Raw genomic sequence first — 15,349 nt, forward strand, 5'->3', positions numbered from 1 at the left:
TACTCACTGCTCACGCCGCGAAGCGCTGGCCTTCGCCGCCATAGTAGTTGACGTAGCGGGCGCCGATCTCCTTGACCGGCATGACGACGAAGACGTCGACGGTCGAGAATTCGTGGTCGATGACACAGCCGTCGCCGATGCGGGCGCCGACGCGCAGATAACCCTTGACCAGGGGCGGCATGGCGGCGATCGCGGCCTTGGTGTTCACCGCCTCGATCGGCATCAGGTCCATGGAGCAGTAGCGTCCCGGAACCGCGCGAACATCCCAGGCGGAATTGGTGCGGCAATGATGGGCGAGATAGGTCAGCGCCTCGGCATGCGCCGCCGGCACGATGCCATGGAAAGAGGCGCAGCCGGTCATCACGCCGATGTTGTAATGGTTGATATAGGCCCAGATGCCTTGCCATAGCGCCTCGATGGTGCGCTTGGAGCGGTATTCCGGCAGAACGCAGGAACGGCCGAGCTCGAGGAAGCGCTGGCCGGGGTGCCGCGCGATCAGCTTGGTGAGCTCAAACTCGCCCTCGGAATAGAAGCCGCCGGCGGCCGCGGCAATCTCCTGCCGCAGCAAGCGGTAGGTGCCGACGATGCGGCGATGCTCAGGGCCGGGAAGGGAGGTGTCCAACACAAGAAGGTGATCGCAGAGCGGGTCGAAACGATCGGCGTCGCGCCGGTCCTGCGCCTGGAACAGGTCCTTCCTCGCGCCAAGCTCGTCGTAGAATACCCGATAGCGGACTTCCTGGGCGGCGGCGATCTCGGCCTCGTTGCGGGCGAGCCGCACTTCGAGGTTGCCGATGCGGCCCAGCGGTGCGCCGCTTGCGACGGCGTCGGCATTACGGGCAGCGAGAAGGGCGCCGCCGGCATTCGGCCGAGTGTCACATTCAGGCATGACTGTATGCACGAGTGATTCTCCTTCGAGCCATCCCTCTTGGCACGGGGATACGGTGTAGGTGCAACAGGATTGTGACAGTACCGTGATACGACGTGGCCGGCAATACTTTGTCGGCTGGACAATACCCTCAACCGGCTATCTTACGCCGACAAAAGCCAAGCAACCCAAGGCTTTCAAGCGTTAAAAATTTCCTCAGGCCGCGACCTGAGCCTCGACCGCCTGGACGAGCGCGTCCGGGTCGAGCGGCTTGGTCACGAAACCGCTGGCGCCGTGAGCAAGCACGGCGTGCCGGGTCTTTTCCTGGCTGTCGGCCGAAAGCACCATGATCGGGATCGGCGGCATGGCCAGGGACTCTTCATGGCGACGGATGGCGGCGATCGCATCCAGGCCGTCCATGACAGGCATGTGCAGGTCCATCAGCACCACATCGAAGCGGAACTTGAGGCCGCCATCGGTGACGGCTTCGACCGCGGCCTTGCCGTTGCCGACAACCTTGACGCGATGCCCCGCCTTGAGCAGCGTGGCACGGGCGAGCATGGCGTTGATGTCGTTGTCCTCGGCGATCAGCACCGACAGGCCCTGATCGCGCCTGCGCACCGAGGAGGCGCCGCGCGGCTCCGGCTGCGGCTGGGCGAGCGCGGAGCCATGGCTGGTCAACAGCACCCGCAAAAGGGTCTCGCCGCGCACCGGCCTGGCGAGGAAGGTGGCGTAGCCGCTGGCGCGAAATTCGCCGAGCATGCCGCGGTCCGTCGGCGCAATCAGGGTGATGGCCTCAGAATCGGCAAAGCCTGAGCCACGCAGCCGCTTGAGCAGTCTCCCATCGCTGTTTTCGAGCGCCGCGTCGATCAGGAGCACGTTGCAGCCGACAGCGAAGGGATCTGCCTGGCTTGGTGTCGCCGCGACCTCGACAATGCCGCCATGGGCTCTGATCGCGCGGGCGATGGCATCGGCCTCGACGGCGTTTTTCGACACGATCACCGCCCGCCGGCCGGCAAGGATATTGTGCCGGTGCGGCGGCGGCTCGGTTGCCGCGACCGCCGGGATCTCGAGGACGAATTCGGATCCTTCGCCGAGCCGGCTCGAAATCGAAATCGTGCCGCCCATGGCCGTCACCAGCCGCTTCGAGATGGCAAGGCCGAGGCCCGCGCCGCCATGCACCCTGGTCGAGGTGCCGTCGGACTGCTCGAACTCCTCGAAGATGCGCTCCATGTCCTCTTCACGCAGCCCGGGGCCGGTGTCGGCGACGGTGAAGCAGATGCGGTCGGTGGTTTCGGTGCGGGCGCGCGCCACGGTCAGCAGCACGCCGCCGGTATCGGTGAACTTCACCGCATTGCCGATGAGATTGAGCAGCACCTGGCGCACGCGGCCGGGATCGGCGGTGATCATCTGCGGCACGTCGGGCTCGACATGGCAGCCGAGGCCGATGTTCTTAGCGAAGGCCTTTGCGGCCAGAAGCTCGATGATGTTGTCGGCGATTTCGCGCAGCGAAGTCGGCTGCGGCTCGGGCTCGAAGCGGCCGGCCTCGATCTTGGAATAGTCGAGCAGGTCCTCGATAAGCGCGAGCAGAGCACTGGCCGAGGTGGAAACAGCGCCGACATAGGTGCGCTGTTCAGGCGACAGGTCGGTGTCCGCAAGTAGTTTGGCCATGCCCATGATGCCGTTCATCGGCGTGCGGATCTCATGGCTGACGGTGGCGAGGAAGCGTGACTTGGCCTGGCTGGCATATTCGGCCCGTTCGCGCGCGGTGATCAGCGAGGACTCGGCGCGCTTGCGGGCGGTGATGTCGCGGGCGATCGCCCGGTGCGATACCGCGCCTGTGTCCTTGTCGCGCACCGACAATTCGATCCAGGAAAACCAGCGCGGCCCGTTCGGCGTGCGGATCGCGACATCGGTGGAGCTCAGGCATTCATGATCGGAAAAGGCGGCATCGGGAACGATGCCGACATCGATACCAAGCTCGGACAAGGTCTTGCCGGCGAGATCGCGCGGATCGATCTCGACAAGCGAGGCAAAGACCCTGTTGGCATAAGCGATATGGCCATCGCGATCGCGATGGACGACGAGGTCGCCCAGTGCGTCGATCAGGCCGCGGAAGCGCTCCTCGCTCTCCTGCATCTCCCACATGCGGTCGGCGAGGGCCTCGATCTCGGCGCGGCTGCGAGCGGCGGTCTCGTCGAGCAGTTCGGCGGTGCGCCGCTCGTCGCGACGGCTGCGCAGATGCATGGCAAGGCCGGCAAGCGCCGCGGCGGCGAGGCCGATGGTTACGATGATCGGCGCTCCGGTGAGATGCGCCAGCCCCGCCAGCACGGCGATGGCGACGATCGTCAGGAATGGCAAGCCTTCATGGCTGGCGCTCGCGGCGGGCAATTCGGGGGCCAACGGCGGCGCGACAAGCACCTGCCGCTTCGGCGCGTCGGGGATGAGCCTGTCAGCGCCCGCGGCTTTGCTGTCCTGTCTGATGTCGGAGTCCGCGACCATGCGCAGACCATGCCAGACAGAAATTATGGAAGATTGGGACGGATCGTTCGAATTTTAGCGATTGCGTGGATTCCGGCCACCGGCTTGCGCGGGCGAATCGGAGCTCTGCGAGATTGCATTCAGCTACATATCGACGACGACGCGGCCCCTGACCTTGCCTTCGACGATGTCGCGCGCGGCAGCGACAATGCCGTCGAAACCGATGGTGCGAGACAATGCCGACAGCTTCTTGAGGTCGAGGTCGGTGCCGATGCGACGCCATGCTTCGAGCCGGATCGGCTTCGGCGCCATCACCGAATCGATGCCGAGCAGCGAAACGCCGCGCAGAATGAAGGGCGCGACGCTCGACGGCAGGTCCATGCCGCCGGCCAGGCCGCAGGCCGCGATCGCGCCGCCATAGGAGGTCATCGACAGCACATTGGCCAAGGTATGGCTGCCGACCGCGTCGACGCCGCCCGCCCAGCGCTCCTTGGCGAGCGGCTTTGCCGGCTGGCTGAGTTCCTCGCGCGAGATCACCTCCGCCGCGCCGAGGTCGATCAGGTAGGGGCTTTCGGCGTTGCGGCCGGTCGCGGCGATGACATGGTAACCGAGGCTGGAGAGGATCGAGATGGCGACCGAGCCGACGCCGCCGGCGGCGCCCGTCACCACCACCGGGCCGCGGTCCGGCACGACGCCATGCCGCTCCAGCGCCATGACCGAGAGCATTGCCGTATAGCCCGCCGTGCCGACGGCCATCGCATCATGCGCGCTCATGCCCTCGGGCAACGGCACCAGCCAGTCGCCCTTGACGCGGGCCCGGCCGGCATAGGCGCCGTAATGCGTCTCGCCGACACCCCAGCCATTGAGGATGACATGATCGCCCTTGCGCCAGTCGGCATGCGAAGAGGAGATCACCGTGCCGGCGAAGTCGACGCCGGGCACCAGCGGCCAGCGGCGCACGACCGGCGCCTTGCCGGTGATGGCGAGCCCATCCTTGTAGTTCACGGTCGTTGCCTCGACGGCGACGGTGACATCGCCTTCCATCAGGTCGGCCTCGGTGAGATCGACGATATCGACCGACTGCTTCTTCTCCGCATCGCGCGAAACGAGGATGGCTTTGAAGGTATCGGACACTTTTTTCTCCACGCTGCGGCGATTTGTTTTTCACGCAATTCCGGACGGAAAACTGCTGGACACTTTTCCTGGAATTGCTTCCGAAAAGACTTTGCGGCGGTCGCCGGCTGAGGTCAATTGCCTGGATCCTGAGGCTTTGGCTCGCGCCGCCAGCCGATCAGTTCGTCGAAGACGACCAGCGCTGCGCCGACGGAAATGAAGGCGTCGGCGAGATTGAACACCGCGAAAGACCAGACGGGCGTGTGGAACAGGATGTAGTCGATGACGTGGCCGTAGACGGCCCGGTCGATGAGGTTGCCGAGCGCGCCGCCGATGATCAGGGCAAAGCCGATGCGGGCGACGATATGACCGGCCGGCGTGCGCGTGGCGAGATAGAGCACGAAGGCGACGACCAGCACGGCGATGACCACCAGGCCAATATCGCCGAAGGACGAGAACATTGAGAAGGCGATGCCGGTGTTGTAGGTGCGAAACAGCGCCAGGAACGGCAGGAGATCGACTTTCTCCTGAAAGGCGAGACCGTTTTCGACCAGCTGCTTGACCCACTGGTCTAGCGCAATGGCGATGACGACCAGCACGACGTAAGGGGACCAGGATTTCAATTGGCAGTCCTCATCGCATGTCGTTGGCAGGCTCGAGCTTCAACGCGCCGCGCCGGATCTCGAACAGCATCACGCCGGTTGCGACCGCCAGATTGAGCGAGTCGGCGCGGCCGGCCTGGGGGATTCTGAGCAGCCGGTCGCAGCTTTCGGCTAGGCTCTCCGGCAGCCCCTGCTGCTCGTTGCCCATCAGCAGCAAAACCGGGCCCCTGGAGAAATCGACTGAGCGATAGTCGACCGCGCCTTTGAGATGTGTGCCGGCCACTAGACCCGAAAAATCACGCCGCCAGGCGAGGAAGGCTTGCTCGGTCGCCCTGGCGACCGGCACGGCGAAGATCGAGCCCATGGTGGCGCGCACTGTCTCCAGCGAGAACGGGTCGGTGGTGTCGCCGACCAGGATGACGCCCTTGGCGCCGACGGCGTCGACAGTGCGGATCACGGTGCCGAGATTGCCGGGATCGCGCACGCGGTCGAGCGCGACCCAGACATCGCCGTCCCTGGCGCGGATATCCTTCAACGGTACGGCCTGCTGCGCAAAGACACCGACCACCATTTGCGGGTTTTCGCGGCGGGTGATTGCCGCCAGCACCTTTTCGGAGACTTCCAAGACCGTGCCGCCGGCGGCAACGGTCCGCGCGGCGACCTTTTCGACGGCCGCATTGCCGCGCCCGGCCTTGGCGAAGACCAAGGTCCTGATCGTCCAGCCGAGGTCGAGCGCGTCGATGACGAGCTTCAAGCCCTCGGCCATGAAGGCGTTCTGCTGGTCGCGGAACTTCTTGAGCGCAAGTGCCTTGATGTCCTTGACCAGCGGATTGGCAAGGCTGGTGACTTCCTTGACCTGCCCGACAGGGCGCGCGCCGTCATGTGCGGTCATTCAAGCCACCCAGCGCGAGAACAGCGAGGTCGACAGCGCGCGGCCGGCGGATTGCTCGCGGATGATCAGTTCGCCGGATTCGACCGTGCCGCCCATGCCGGCGAAGGTATCGCGCATCAGCGCGTGGACGGCGAAGAAGGAGGCGCGGATCGAATAGGCGGTGAGAACGACTGCGAGCGGTTTCGGCGTCAGGATCGAGCGGCAGAGGTCGGTAAGGCCCGGCAGATCCTCGAACAATTGCCAAACCTCGCCCTTCGGGCCTCGGCCATAGGCCGGCGGGTCGAACAACACGATGTCGTAGCGGCTGCCGCGGCGTTCCTCGCGCTCGGCGAATTTCACCGCGTCCTCGACGATCCAGCGGATCGGCTTGTCGGCAAGGCCTGCCATTTCCTGGTTCTCGCGCGCCCAGCCGATCGCCTTCTTCGAGGCATCGACATGGGTAACCTCGGCGCCGGCGCGGGCCGCCACCAGCGAGGCAAGGCCGGTGTAGCCGAACAGGTTGAGCACCTTGACCGGGCGCCTCGCCGACGCGATCAGCCCCGCCATATGGTCCCAATGCGAAGCCTGCTCCGGAAAGACGCCGACATGGCGAAAGGACGTGAAGCGGCCAAGATAGTCGATGCCGTCATGCTTCATCGGCCAGGTCTCGCCGAGCGGCGATTTTGGAAAGCGCCAGCGGCCGATGCCTTCCTCGTCGGTATCGCCGGTGAAGATGGCGTCGGCACGCTCCCATTCCTTGGCGGGAAGCGCCCGTTGCCAGATCGCCTGGCCTTCGGGGCGAACGATGCGGTAGGGGCCGTATTGCTCGAGCTTCTCGCCCGCGCCGCTGTCCAGCAGCGCGTAATCGGCGTTGGGCGCGACTTCAAGGATCAATGGCAGGCGCTCGGCGGGCAACATGCCTTGGCGGCGCGCAAGAACGCGTGGTGCGGATTTGGGCTCGGGCCGGCTGTGCGGCTCCTGCCTCGGTGCGGCGGTGGCCTCGCGAGGACGCGCCTGTGCACTGGCTTTGGCGGACTGGCGCGGGCGGTTGTCGCGGGTTCGGTCGCGAAAGGATTTCAAGAAAGCTCTCCGGGCGGCAGGCCGCTTTTGACATAGGGCTATCAGCTTCGCAACAAAATGGTCTGGCGTCCGTGATGGACCTGATGCGGGGAAACGGGCAATTCTGGAGCCATGTCTCGCTCCGAACGCCTGCTCGACCTGATCCAGATCCTGCGCCGCCACCGACGACCGGTGAGCGGCCGCACGCTTGCGGACGAGATGGGCGTGTCGATCCGCACGCTCTATCGCGACATCGCGACGCTGCAGGGGCAGGGCGCGCCGATCGAAGGCGAGGCGGGGCTTGGCTACGTGCTGAAGCCCGGCTTCATGCTGCCGCCTCTGATGTTCACAGATGAGGAGATCGAGGCGATCGTGCTCGGCTCGCGCTGGGTGGCAAAGCAGCCGGACAAAAGGTTGGCGGCTGCCGCGACGGACGCGCTGGCCAAGATCGCGGCGGTGCTGCCGGATGACCTGCGTGAGGATCTCGACGCGACAACGCTGCTCGTTGGGCCACGCGCAGAAAGCGTCGAAGCGATCGACCTCGGCGTCGTGCGGCAGACGATCCGCGAAGAGCGCAAGCTCAGCTTCCTTTACCGTGACGCCGGGGGAGCGGCATCCGAGCGCCTGGTCTGGCCATTCGCGCTCGCCTTCTTCGACAAAGTGCGGGTGATGGTGGCGTGGTGCGAGATCCGCCAGGACTTCCGCCATTTCCGCGCTGACCGGATGTCCGGCCTGACAGCGACCGATATCCGCTATCCGCGCCGCCGCCAGGCAATGTTGAAGGAGTGGCGGGCGACGCTCGACGCGCCCGGCTGGAACGCACGGAATGACTCCGCCGGTTGATCGCTGCTGCCAGAATCTGACAGTGGTATCGCATACAGTTTCCAAGGTTCAAACTTGGAGATCAGATATGACTACGCCGAATTTCGTTGTCCTCTATGTCGACAGCCCGGAAAAGAGCGGTGCGTTCTACGCCTCGCTGCTTGGACATGAGCCGGTCGAATCTTCGCCGACCTTCGCGATGTTCGTGCTCGACAAGGGTTTCAAGCTTGGTCTGTGGTCGCGTCACACTGTCGAGCCCGCGGCTGCAACGTCGGGCGGCGGCGGCGAGCTCGTGCTTGCGGTCGAGGACGCAGCGGCGGTCGACACCACGCATATCGATTGGGCGGGTCGCGGCCTGAACATCCTGCAGACGCCGACCGACATGGATTTCGGCCGTACCTTCGTCGCGCTCGATCCAGATAATCATCGCCTGCGCGTCTACTGGCCGAATGGGCAGTAGGCGGTAGGCAGTAGGCAGATAATTCCCTATTGCCTACTGCCCAATCCCTACTGCCTATTGAGCGCGTTGTAGACGGCGATGCCGGCGGCGAGATCTTCAAGCGCTGCGCCGACCGACTTGAACAGCGTGATCTCGCTGTCGTCTTGCCGGCCCTGTTTCTCGCCGCGAGCGAGCTCGTGCAGATCGGCGATGATCGCTTCCGGCTTCAGCAGACCTGAGGCCAGCGGCTGGACGATGTCGCCGGCTTCCTTGGTGGCGCCGGCTCGGGTGTCGACATAAACGCGGGCGCGCGAAATGGCGTCGTCGTCGCTTTCGCGCATCGTCGGCGTGAAGCCGCCGACAAGATCGACATGGGCGCCCGGCTTCAGCAGCGCGCCCTTGACCAGCGGCGTATTCGAGATCGTCGCCGAGGCGACGATGTCGGCCTCGGCAAGCTCCGCATCGAGATCTGTGGCGGCACTTGCCGGAAGGCCTTCGGCGCGCAAGGCGGCCGCCACCTTTTCGGCATTGGCCGGCGTGCGGTTCCAGATGCGGATGGAGTTGATCGGCCGCACCGCCGAATGCGCCTTGGCGAGGAAAGGCGACAGCGCGCCGGCGCCGATCACCAAAAGCCGCGAGGCATCCTTGCGGGCGAGATAGGAGGCGGCGAGCGCCGAAGCGCAGGTCGTGCGCCACTGCGTCAGCCGCTGGCCATCGATCAGCGCTTCCGGCTCGCCGGTGACGCCGTCGAGCAAAAGATAAAGGCCCATGACCGCGGGCTTGCCGATGGCGTTGTTGTCAGGCGACACGGTGACGATCTTGACGCCGATATGGCCTCCGGCCGAGGTGCCCGCGGCGTTGAAGTCGGTCCAGGCCGGCATCAAAAGCAGGGTCGAGGCGGCGCCATCCGGCCGTTCGACGCCATGATGGTGGCGAACCGGCTGCACCGCGCCATCGCGGAAAGCGGTACGCATTGTCTCGACCAGGCCGGGAAAGGTCAGCGCGCGGTCGACCTCGGCGGCCGAAATAGTCAGCATGGGAAAACTCCGTAAAGGCAGGTGGCTGCTCAGTTCGTCGGCTTGGGCAGCGCCGGTCCCTTGGGCGCCGCGGGCGCGCGGCTCACCGCCTGGCGCAGGTTTTCCGCCTCGAGGCCGCGCTGGCGCGCGAGCTTGCGGTAGCGGCCCTGCTTCACCCAGGTCGCCAAGCTGCCGACGACCATGCCGACGGCCAAGGCCAGGAACAAGAAGATGAACAGGGGCAGGTTCAGCGTCAGCGCGGGATTGCCGGGATGGAATGGATCGAGCGTGAAGGCGACGGAGCCGCGGTTGGCGACGGCGAGCGCGATCAGGATGATGGCCAGCGGCACGAAGACCACGACGAGGATGAAGCGATTGAACATCAGATCTCCATGGAGAGACTTCTAAAAGCGCGCATGTCTTTGTCCCGAAACCGGTCTCCCCTTCGGGAGACATGCTTTGAGCGCCAAGATGCCGCTTCAACCCGCCGGCGCGGCGCCTATTTGCCGCCGTTCAGCCTTTCGCGCAACTCCTTGCCGGTCTTGAAGAACGGCACCCACTTTTCCTCGACCTCGACGGATTCGCCGGTGCGCGGGTTGCGGCCGGTGCGGGCGGGACGGTTTTTCACCGAGAAGGCGCCGAAACCGCGCAACTCGACCCGGTTGCCCTCGGCAAGCGCATCGGTGATCTCGTCAAAGATCGCGCCGACGATGTTTTCGACGTCGCGCAGGAAAAGGTGCGGGTTGCGTGCAGCAATGATCTGCACAAGTTCGGATTTGATCATAGAACGTTCCCCGTAAAACCACTGCAGTCGATTATCAGGATGATTTTTATTGCTTTTTTGGCTCGTACCAACGGCGCCTCAAGGGTGCCAGACCGAAACGAGACCGTCAAGAAACAAGCGGTCGGCGCCGAGCTCGTGAATGACATCGCCGCCGGCATCCGGCAGGCCGAGCGCCTTGGCCGCCACTTTTGCCATCGACTGGGAGAACAGGAAACCGCCCCGCCTGTCCTTGTCCTTCCACTCGACGACCTTGAGCTTGCCGTCCACGCCCTTGGTCGCCAGCCAGTCGAGCGCCTCCTGCTCACCGCCGACGGCATCGACCAGATGATTGGCCAAAGCCTGGCGGCCGGTGAAGATCGAACCGTCGGCCAGCGCCAGAGCCTGTTCATGCGTCATCTTGCGGCGGTCGGCGACGATGCCAACGAACCAGTCATAGCTGTCCAGAATCAGCTTGCGCACCATGGCGCGCTCGTCGTCATTGGTCGGCTTGAAGGGCGAGGGCGAAGCCTTGAGCGGCGATGACTTCACTTCTTCCAGCTTGATGCCGAGCTTGTCCATGAGGCCGCTGACGTCGGGATACTGGATCAGCACGCCGATCGAGCCGACGATCGAGGTCTTGCGGGCAACGATGTGGTCGGCCGCGCTGGCGATCATATAGCCGGCCGACGCCGCCAGCGTGCCGACTTCGGCCACCACCGGCTTGTCGCCGGCAAGCTTGCGCACTTCCTCGAATGTGGACTCGCCGCCGACCGTGGTGCCTCCGAGCGAATCGATCGACAGGATGACGCCCTTCACCTCGGGCGATGTGCGAATTGCTTCCAGCCTTTTGAGCAGTTCCTCGTCCTCGGTGATGGTGCCTTCAATCTTGACCTTGGCGATATGGGGGACTGCCCGGCCGGTAAAATTGTCGTCATAGACCCAGGCCGAGAAAGCGATCACGGCTGCCGCCAGAACCACAAAAGCGGCCACGCGCCAGAATGTCAGCTTGCGGCGCAAGCGGCGGCGGTCGATCAGGTCGTCGGCTCTCATTGCCATCGTCAGCCTCATAGGTCGGTGGGAAAGCACGCTTTTAAAGCAAGCCTCGGCACACGGCTACCGTTTCCTGAAAGCCGGCTTCGAGCTTCGACGTTGACGTCGACCTCACGAAAAATTAACGCAACCAGTCTGTATCTGCTATGAAGCACAGGCCGTGCCGCCAGATTGCTCTCGATTTTGCGGGCAGCAGCCGTGACATTTTTGCAGTTTTCCTCCGCTTGTCCTTGCTTGTAGGTGTCGGCATACCACCTATAGTCGGTGTTTGGGCGGACAAAGGTCCATTAGAAAAGTCATGTTGGCGCGATCTGACGAAACGAGCGATGCCGAAACGGTATCGGCTCCCGCCACCCTGGGTGGCACGCGTGGCGAGGCGTTCAACCGCGCGCGGCGGCACTCGCGCCGCGTCCGCGTGCTGAAATTCGCGGTGCCGCTCCTCGCGGCCGCGATTGCCATCGCCTTTCCGGTCTATTCCTATCTTAAAGCGCCCGTGTCGGTCTCGGTGCAGGCAGATGGCACGGCGTTTTCGAACGGCAAGCTGGTGATGGCCAATCCGAAGCTCAACGGTTTCACCAAGCAGAAGCTGCCGTATTCGCTGACGGCGACCAGGGCGACGCAGGATGTCGGCCAGCAGGCCGTCATCGATCTCGAAGGCATCAACGCCAAGCTGCCGGTGGCCACCGACAATATCGTATCGGTCGATGCCGCGCACGGTATCTACAACCGCGATGTCAATACGATGGACCTGACCAGCGACGTCAGCGTGACGACGACAGACGGCCTCGTGGCGAAATTCAAATCGATCTTCCTAGACATGGGCAAAGGCTCTATGAAGACGAGCAATCCGGTCGACGTCAGCCGTGGCGGGTCGCGCATCACCGCGGACTCGATGTCGGTCGAGGACAATGGCAGGCTCGTGGTCTTCGAAAGCCGGGTTCGCGTCAACATCGATCCAACTGCGCTGAAGGCGGCAGGGGTCAACAGTGGAGAACAGAATGCGTCGCAGTAAATCCGCATGGCTTCCGGGCGCTGCTTCCGCATTGCTGTTTTTGGGAACGGCATATTCGTTCGCGCAATCGAGCGCGACCAGCCAGATCCCAGGGTTGAAACTGTCGGGTGACCAGCCGATCCAGATCGAGAGCGACAAGCTCGAGGTCCGGCAGGCCGACAGCATGGCAGTGTTCAGCGGCAACGTGACCGTCAATCAGGGGCCGACCCTGCTCAAGGCCGGCAAGATGACGGTCTATTATGTCAAGGATGCCAATGCTGGCAAAAGTGCTTCGGCCGGCGCGTCGGCGATGACGGGCGCCGCCAATATCGACCACCTGGAGGTCGAGAACAAAGTCTACATCAAATCGAACGACCAGATCGCCACCGGCGACACAGGCAAATTCGACATGAAGACGCAGGTGCTGGTGCTTTCGGGCAAGGAAGTGGTGCTGTCGCAGGGCGACAATGTCCTCAAGGGCTGCAAGCTCACCGTGCAGATGAAGAGCGGCCTCGGCAACGTCGAAGGTTGCCCGCGCGTCATCATGATGTTCAAGCCGCAGAAACAGGACACGCAGCAGCAGGGAGCGTCGAGCAAGTAATGGCCGGCGTGACTTCGCTGCTTGCTCGCCTTCCGGGGCTGGCGGCCTCACAACCCGCTGCGCCGGCGACGGTCGGCACCGACAAGGCGAAGTTCAAGGGCACCCTGATCGCCAAGGGCCTGACCAAGAGCTACAAGGGTCGCAAGGTGGTGAGCGGGGTGACGCTTGGCGTGCGCGCAGGCGAGGCCGTCGGCCTGCTTGGCCCCAACGGCGCCGGCAAGACCACATGTTTCTACATGGTCACCGGCCTTGTTCCCGTCGATGAAGGCTCGATCGAGATCGACGGCTTCGATGTCACCTCGATGCCGATGTACCGGCGTGCCCGCCTTGGTATCGGCTATCTGCCGCAGGAAGCCTCGATCTTCCGCGGCCTGAATGTCGAGCAGAACATTCGTGCCGTGCTGGAGGTGGTGGAAAAGAGCCGCAAGGAACGCGAACGTACGCTCGACGAGCTGCTCGAGGAGTTTCACATCAGCCATCTGCGCAAGGCGCCGTCGATGTCGCTGTCGGGCGGCGAACGGCGTCGCCTCGAAATCGCGCGGGCGCTGGCGACACGGCCGGCCTATATGCTGCTCGACGAGCCCTTCGCCGGCATCGACCCGATCGCCGTCGCCGACATCCAGCAGCTCGTTCGCCATCTCACGGCGCGCGGCATCGGCGTTTTGATCACCGACCACAATGTGCGCGAGACGCTCGGCCTGATCGACCGCGCCTATATCATCCATGCCGGCCAGGTGCTGACGCACGGCCGGGCCGACGAGATCGTCGCCAACGCCGATGTGCGGCGTCTCTATCTCGGCGAGGGCTTTACGCTCTAAGCGTGAAATACCTTTCCCGCCGGTGAATTTCGACTGCTTTGGCGCGATTTCTCGGCCAGATAACGCTCCGGTAAGCCGCTCCTGCTAGCGTTTTCCTTGACAAGCAAAAGCCGGGCCAGTTTCTATGCCCGGCCGGGAAAATCTGCTTCGGCACAGTCCGATGCGTAGACGAGGCGTTTGAATCACACCATGGCGCTGGCGGCCAAACTGCAGCTCAGACAGTCCCAGTCGCTGGTGATGACGCCGCAACTGATGCAGTCGATCCGGCTGCTGCAGCTCACCCATGTCGAGCTCGAACGCTTCATCGACGAGGAGATCGAGCGCAATCCGCTGCTGGAGCGGGCTGAACCGCAGGACGACGCCGCCGGCGATCAATCCCAGAAAAGCGAGGCGGCGCCGCAGAAGGATCCCGAAGGCGACTGGTTCGAGGGCGAGACCGAGTGGAGCGCGGAAGCGATCTCGCAAAAGCTCGATTCTTCCCTGGAGAACCTGTTTCCCGACGATCCCGGCACCAGCGAGAGGCTGGGGCCGGATCTCACGGCGCAGTGGAAGTCGGCCGCCGGGAGCGGCACCGGCGCGGCATCATCCGAGGGGTTCGATGTCGGCGACATGGCCTCGGCCGCCGTCACTCTGGGCGAACATGTCGGCGAGCAGATCGCGCTCGCTTCCCTCGGCCCCGGCGAACGCCTCATCGCGGGTGAGCTCGCCGACGGGCTCGACGAAGCCGGTTACCTGCGCACCGACCTCGATGAGATCGCGGCACGGCTCGGTACGGATGAAGCGGCGGTGGCGCGTGTGCTCGGCGTCTGCCAGACCTTCGAGCCGGCAGGCCTTTTCGCGCGCGACCTTGCCGAGTGCCTGTCGTTGCAGCTGGCTGCGCGCGACCGGTTCGATCCGGCGATGAAAGCGCTGGTCGCCAACCTCGAGCTTCTGGCGCGGCGGGATTTCCAGACGCTGAAACGCATTTGCGGCGTCGACGAGGAGGATCTCCTCGACATGCTGGCCGAGATCCGCGCGCTCGATCCGCGACCTGGCCTGGCGTTTTCGGGCGGCGCAAGCGATGCGATCGTCGCCGATGTCGAGGTGCGTGCCGCCAATGACGGCAGCTGGGTGGTGGAACTCAACGCCGACACGCTACCGCGCGTGCTGGTGGACAATGTCTATTTTGCCCGCATTTCGCGCCACGCCAAGGACCAGGCGGAAAAGGATTTTCTCGCCGAATGCCTGCAGAACGCCAACTGGCTGACGCGCAGCCTCGACCAGCGGGCCAAGACCATTCTCAAGGTAGCCTCGGAAATCGTGCGGCAGCAGGACGCTTTCCTCGTCCATGGCGTGCGGCACCTCAAGCCGCTCAACCTGCGCACGGTGGCCGATGCCATCGGCATGCATGAATCGACGGTCAGCCGCGTCACCGCCAACAAATACATGCTGACGCCGCGTGGCGTCTTCGAGCTGCGCTATTTCTTCACGGCATCGATTGCGTCGGCGGAAGGCGGCGAAGCGCATTCGTCCGAGGCCGTGCGCGACCGCATCAAGCAGATGATCGACGAGGAAAAGGCCGCCGATGTGCTTTCCGACGACGCCATCGTCGACATGCTCAAGGAAAGCGGCGTCGACATCGCGCGCCGCACTGTCGCGAAGTATCGCGAAGGCATGAATATTCCATCGTCGGTGCAGCGGCGGCGGGAAAAGCGAGCGCTCGCGAACGCCGGCCGCTAAATGCATGTCGCCCAGAAGTGTGCAGCGGTTCTGGGACAACGACACATGCATCAAAACAAAGACTTAACAGGTTGCTGAAAAAGTCGTGCACCGACTGCCAAGCAAGTCGGAATTGGAGTCCAAACGAGAATCGAAAAGC

16 protein-coding genes are annotated in these 15,349 nt (G+C 64.1%); 6 read left to right on the forward strand and 10 right to left on the reverse strand.

Translation table 11 applies throughout. From position 1 onward, the window contains the following. Positions 1-10: 10 nt before the first annotated feature. The 6 genes from olsB to ACWGS9_RS29890 form a co-directional block, all read right to left on the reverse strand. The gene (gene olsB, locus ACWGS9_RS29865) at positions 11-886 is read right to left on the reverse strand and encodes a l-ornithine N(alpha)-acyltransferase (RefSeq protein WP_454508631.1); all 876 of its coding nucleotides are present in this window, start codon (positions 884-886) and stop codon (positions 11-13) included. Positions 887-1,081: 195 nt separating this feature from the next. Continuing rightward, the gene (locus tag ACWGS9_RS29870) at positions 1,082-3,367 is read right to left on the reverse strand and encodes a hybrid sensor histidine kinase/response regulator (RefSeq protein ID WP_454508617.1); all 2,286 of its coding nucleotides are present in this window, start codon (positions 3,365-3,367) and stop codon (positions 1,082-1,084) included. Positions 3,368-3,490: 123 nt separating this feature from the next. Next, positions 3,491-4,480 carry an acrylyl-CoA reductase (NADPH) gene (gene acuI, locus ACWGS9_RS29875; protein ID WP_454508618.1) on the reverse strand — a complete coding sequence of 330 codons (990 nt, stop codon included), beginning with the start codon at positions 4,478-4,480 and terminating at the stop codon, positions 3,491-3,493. A 113-nt stretch (positions 4,481-4,593) separates the two neighbouring features. After that, positions 4,594-5,082, reverse strand: a complete 489-nt coding sequence (lspA, locus tag ACWGS9_RS29880) for a signal peptidase II (RefSeq protein WP_454508619.1) — start codon at positions 5,080-5,082, stop codon at positions 4,594-4,596. A 10-nt stretch (positions 5,083-5,092) separates the two neighbouring features. Further along, positions 5,093-5,953 (reverse strand): TrmH family RNA methyltransferase, encoded by an 861-nt coding sequence (locus ACWGS9_RS29885; protein WP_454508620.1) that lies wholly within the window; start codon positions 5,951-5,953, stop codon positions 5,093-5,095. After that, the gene (locus ACWGS9_RS29890; RefSeq protein WP_454508621.1) at positions 5,954-7,012 is read right to left on the reverse strand and encodes an RsmD family RNA methyltransferase; all 1,059 of its coding nucleotides are present in this window, start codon (positions 7,010-7,012) and stop codon (positions 5,954-5,956) included. It abuts the gene before it with no gap. Between the two features lie 111 nt (positions 7,013-7,123). Between ACWGS9_RS29890 and ACWGS9_RS29895 the strand changes: the two genes are divergently transcribed. Both ACWGS9_RS29895 and ACWGS9_RS29900 read left to right on the forward strand, forming a co-directional pair. Then, positions 7,124-7,834, forward strand: a complete 711-nt coding sequence (locus ACWGS9_RS29895) for a helix-turn-helix transcriptional regulator (protein ID WP_454508622.1) — start codon at positions 7,124-7,126, stop codon at positions 7,832-7,834. Positions 7,835-7,901: 67 nt separating this feature from the next. Next, positions 7,902-8,273, forward strand: coding sequence for a VOC family protein (locus ACWGS9_RS29900; RefSeq protein ID WP_454508623.1), 372 nt, complete (start codon positions 7,902-7,904; stop codon positions 8,271-8,273). Positions 8,274-8,320: 47 nt separating this feature from the next. Here ACWGS9_RS29900 and lhpI read toward each other — a convergent pair whose 3' ends face one another. The 4 genes from lhpI to sppA form a co-directional block, all read right to left on the reverse strand. Next, a complete protein-coding gene (gene lhpI, locus ACWGS9_RS29905) occupies positions 8,321-9,289 on the reverse strand; it encodes a bifunctional Delta(1)-pyrroline-2-carboxylate/Delta(1)-piperideine-2-carboxylate reductase (RefSeq protein WP_454508624.1) in 969 nt (322 codons plus the stop codon). 29 nt (positions 9,290-9,318) lie between these two features. Then, the gene (locus tag ACWGS9_RS29910; protein ID WP_454508625.1) at positions 9,319-9,651 is read right to left on the reverse strand and encodes a DUF1049 domain-containing protein; all 333 of its coding nucleotides are present in this window, start codon (positions 9,649-9,651) and stop codon (positions 9,319-9,321) included. A gap of 116 nt (positions 9,652-9,767) precedes the next feature. Further along, positions 9,768-10,052: an integration host factor subunit beta gene (locus tag ACWGS9_RS29915; protein WP_027165368.1), complete on the reverse strand. Its 285-nt coding sequence runs from the start codon at positions 10,050-10,052 to the stop codon at positions 9,768-9,770. Between the two features lie 78 nt (positions 10,053-10,130). Next, positions 10,131-11,087, reverse strand: a complete 957-nt coding sequence (gene sppA, locus ACWGS9_RS29920; protein ID WP_454508626.1) for a signal peptide peptidase SppA — start codon at positions 11,085-11,087, stop codon at positions 10,131-10,133. Positions 11,088-11,379: 292 nt separating this feature from the next. Between sppA and lptC the strand changes: the two genes are divergently transcribed. From lptC to rpoN, 4 genes are all read left to right on the forward strand, one after another. Continuing rightward, the gene (gene lptC, locus ACWGS9_RS29925; RefSeq protein WP_454508627.1) at positions 11,380-12,093 is read left to right on the forward strand and encodes an LPS export ABC transporter periplasmic protein LptC; all 714 of its coding nucleotides are present in this window, start codon (positions 11,380-11,382) and stop codon (positions 12,091-12,093) included. Then, complete coding sequence (locus ACWGS9_RS29930) at positions 12,080-12,673, forward strand: LptA/OstA family protein (protein ID WP_454508628.1); 594 nt, start codon at positions 12,080-12,082, stop codon at positions 12,671-12,673. Before lptC ends, ACWGS9_RS29930 begins: the two co-directional genes overlap by 14 nt. Continuing rightward, positions 12,673-13,491: an LPS export ABC transporter ATP-binding protein gene (lptB, locus tag ACWGS9_RS29935; protein WP_454508629.1), complete on the forward strand. Its 819-nt coding sequence runs from the start codon at positions 12,673-12,675 to the stop codon at positions 13,489-13,491. The genes ACWGS9_RS29930 and lptB overlap by 1 nt, the downstream gene beginning before the upstream one ends. Before the next feature lie 189 nt (positions 13,492-13,680). Further along, entirely contained in the window at positions 13,681-15,210 is a 1,530-nt protein-coding gene (gene rpoN, locus ACWGS9_RS29940; protein ID WP_454508630.1) for an RNA polymerase factor sigma-54, read from the forward strand. Positions 15,211-15,349 lie beyond the last annotated feature (139 nt).

Source organism: Mesorhizobium sp. Arg314 (assembly GCF_053714275.1).

What these genes read in the sequence shown, in the direction of transcription:
- olsB (WP_454508631.1), bottom strand. Translation starts at nt 886, where the DNA reads ATGCCTGAATGTGACACTCGGCCGAATGCCGGCGGCGCCCTTCTCGCT.
- ACWGS9_RS29870 (WP_454508617.1), bottom strand. Translation starts at nt 3,367, where the DNA reads ATGGTCGCGGACTCCGACATCAGACAGGACAGCAAAGCCGCGGGCGCT.
- ACWGS9_RS29885 (WP_454508620.1), bottom strand. Translation starts at nt 5,953, where the DNA reads ATGACCGCACATGACGGCGCGCGCCCTGTCGGGCAGGTCAAGGAAGTC.
- ACWGS9_RS29895 (WP_454508622.1), top strand. Translation starts at nt 7,124, where the DNA reads ATGTCTCGCTCCGAACGCCTGCTCGACCTGATCCAGATCCTGCGCCGC.
- ACWGS9_RS29900 (WP_454508623.1), top strand. Translation starts at nt 7,902, where the DNA reads ATGACTACGCCGAATTTCGTTGTCCTCTATGTCGACAGCCCGGAAAAG.
- lhpI (WP_454508624.1), bottom strand. Translation starts at nt 9,289, where the DNA reads ATGCTGACTATTTCGGCCGCCGAGGTCGACCGCGCGCTGACCTTTCCC.
- ACWGS9_RS29910 (WP_454508625.1), bottom strand. Translation starts at nt 9,651, where the DNA reads ATGTTCAATCGCTTCATCCTCGTCGTGGTCTTCGTGCCGCTGGCCATC.
- ACWGS9_RS29915 (WP_027165368.1), bottom strand. Translation starts at nt 10,052, where the DNA reads ATGATCAAATCCGAACTTGTGCAGATCATTGCTGCACGCAACCCGCAC.
- sppA (WP_454508626.1), bottom strand. Translation starts at nt 11,087, where the DNA reads ATGGCAATGAGAGCCGACGACCTGATCGACCGCCGCCGCTTGCGCCGC.
- lptC (WP_454508627.1), top strand. Translation starts at nt 11,380, where the DNA reads ATGTTGGCGCGATCTGACGAAACGAGCGATGCCGAAACGGTATCGGCT.
- ACWGS9_RS29930 (WP_454508628.1), top strand. Translation starts at nt 12,080, where the DNA reads ATGCGTCGCAGTAAATCCGCATGGCTTCCGGGCGCTGCTTCCGCATTG.
- lptB (WP_454508629.1), top strand. Translation starts at nt 12,673, where the DNA reads ATGGCCGGCGTGACTTCGCTGCTTGCTCGCCTTCCGGGGCTGGCGGCC.
- rpoN (WP_454508630.1), top strand. Translation starts at nt 13,681, where the DNA reads ATGGCGCTGGCGGCCAAACTGCAGCTCAGACAGTCCCAGTCGCTGGTG.